Origin of the sequence: Spirillospora sp. NPDC049652 (assembly GCF_040675125.1) — a bacterium.
GTDB lineage: Bacteria > Actinomycetota > Actinomycetes > Streptosporangiales > Streptosporangiaceae > Spirillospora.
Genome location: NZ_JBFAOF010001102.1, coordinates 1 through 2,164 on the forward strand (window position 1 = coordinate 1; position 2,164 = coordinate 2,164).

Consider the following 2,164-nt stretch of genomic DNA (forward strand, 5'->3'; position numbering starts at 1 on the left):
GGCGCCGCTGCTGATCACGATGGACCGGGCCCCGGCGGGCAGGCAGTACGCGACCGGCAGCGGATGGTCGAGCAGCAGCACGTCCGGGTGCCGGTCGTCGGCGCGGGCGACGATGCGGAGCAGGCTGCGGTGCCGCCGCCGGCTGCGGACCGTCCGCCAGAGGCGCGGGACGCCGCGCGACAGCCGGACCGAGCAGAGGACGGCGACGGCGCAGCTGCCGAGGCCGCCCCACAGCAGCCCCGGGTGGCTGTGCGGGGTGAGGCAGGTCGTCAGCAGCTCCGCGAAGCCGTGCCCCGCCGCGCCCGGCCAGAACAGCAGCAGGACGAGCAGTCCGAACAGGGACGCCCACAGGCCGAGGATCGCGCCCGTCCAGCACAGCACGGCGCTCGCCGGATGGTGCCGAGCGAAGGACGCCCCGTCCAGCGACCTGCCCGCGCAGATCCCGAGCGCGGCGACCAGGAAGGCCAGCTGGGCGGCGAGGAGCAGCACCCGTCAGCCCCGCGCCTCGTCCCCGGCGCCGCCGCGGCCACCCGCGGCGCCGGGGCCCGCGGTGCCGGGCGCGTCGGTGGTGCGGGCGTTCAGGGCGTCCAGCATGCGGCGCGCGTCGGCGTCGGGGACGCTCTCGACCAGCCGGGCCAGGACCGCGCCCTGGTCGGGGGAGTCGGTGAGGGCGTCCAGCATCAGCGCGACGGTGAAGTCGGCGCGGCTCTGCGTGGGGGCGTAGCGGAACGCCTGCCCGTCCGGGACGCGCCGCAGCAGGTCCTTGCGGGTCAGGCGCTCGGCGACGGTCTGGACGGTGTTGTAGGCGAGCCGCCGGTCGGCGGAGGCGTTCAGCAGGTTGAGCAGCTCGCGGACGCGCAGCGGCTCGTCCGCCGCCCAGAGCGCGTCCATGATCGCCCGCTCCAGCGCGCCGCCGAGATCGCCCACAACGCCCTCCTTGCCGTTCGTCCGCCGTCATTGTCCCGCACGGCGGGACGGGCCGGTCCGGCCGGGACGGTCAGGAGATCCGGACGGCCCCGGCCAGCGGGCGTCCCGCCATCGGGCTGATCTTGACGACGTCGCCGGTCTGCGGCGCGTGGACCATCTTCCCCCCGCCGATGTACATGCCCATGTGGTGCAGGTCGGAGTAGAAGAACACCAGGTCGCCGGGCTGGAGCTGGTCGGCGGACACGTGCGTGCCCGCGTTCCACTGCGCGCCGGTGTAGTGCTGGAGCCGGACGCCGACGCGCGCGTACGCGTACAGGGTCAGCCCGGAGCAGTCGAAGCCCTTGATGTTGGCGCCCTGCGCGATGCCGAAGGTCGGCCCGGACGCGTTGCCCCCGCCCCAGGAGTAGGGGACACCGAGCTGTGCCAGCGCGTACCGCACCGCCTGCGCGCCCTTGCCCGACCCGGGGACCGAGGGCGCCTTGCCGGGCGCGCTCGGCCCTCCGGTGGGCCGGTCGGCGTCCAGCTTGCTCTTGGCCTGGTCGTACAGCTTGGCGACGGCGTCGCGCTTCTTCGCCAGCGTCGTCCGGAGCGTCTCGACCTGCCGCTTGCGCTCCTGCGCGGCGAGCCGTGCCCGCTCCGCGCCCTGCACGGCCTGCAGGAGAGCCGACACGCGGGTGCCGTTCTGCGTGGCGAAGTACCGCAGGGTGGACGCCTGGTCGAGCAGCGACTGCGGGTCGGACGAGGCGAACATCCGCTGCGTCGGGTCGGTCTCGCCGTTGATGTAGCTCGCGGCGGCGACCCGGGCGATGTCCCGCCGGACGGCCTCCAGCGAGCGTTCCTGCTGCCGCGCGATCCCGTCGGCGACCTTGGACGCGCGGCGGGTCTCGGCGAGCTTGACCTTCAGCCCGTTGTACTGCTCGGTGAGCTGTTCGAGCTGCTCCCTGAGCTTGCCGACGTCCTGCTTCGGCTTGGGCTTGGCGGCCGGCGCCGAGGGCGCGGCCGGGGCGGCCTGCGCGGACGGGACGGCCGCCGGGGATGCCAGGGCGGCGGCGGTGATCCCGAGGACGACCATCGTCCGGTGCCGGGGGAGCGGTCGTCGGACCGTGCTTGCGGGGCGCACGAGCGTCTCCTTCGCGAGCCGCCGCGCGCGGCGGCCGGGGGTGCGGCTTGCGGCAGATCGGAAGAGCGACGAGTATGGACAGAGTTTAGTTTGATAGGTGTATATATCGGTTGTCGC

General features: G+C 74.4%; 2 protein-coding genes and 1 pseudogene. All 3 read right to left on the reverse strand.

The window, feature by feature from the left end:
* Positions 1 to 489: pseudogene (locus tag AB0J52_RS37400) on the reverse strand (hypothetical protein); the annotation flags it as partial.
* A gap of 3 nt (positions 490 to 492) precedes the next feature.
* A complete protein-coding gene (locus AB0J52_RS37405; protein ID WP_500187689.1) occupies positions 493 to 927 on the reverse strand; it encodes a BlaI/MecI/CopY family transcriptional regulator in 435 nt (144 codons plus the stop codon).
* 70 nt (positions 928 to 997) lie between these two features.
* Complete coding sequence (locus tag AB0J52_RS37410; RefSeq protein ID WP_500187690.1) at positions 998 to 2,047, reverse strand: C40 family peptidase; 1,050 nt, start codon at positions 2,045 to 2,047, stop codon at positions 998 to 1,000.
* Positions 2,048 to 2,164: the final 117 nt, after the last annotated feature.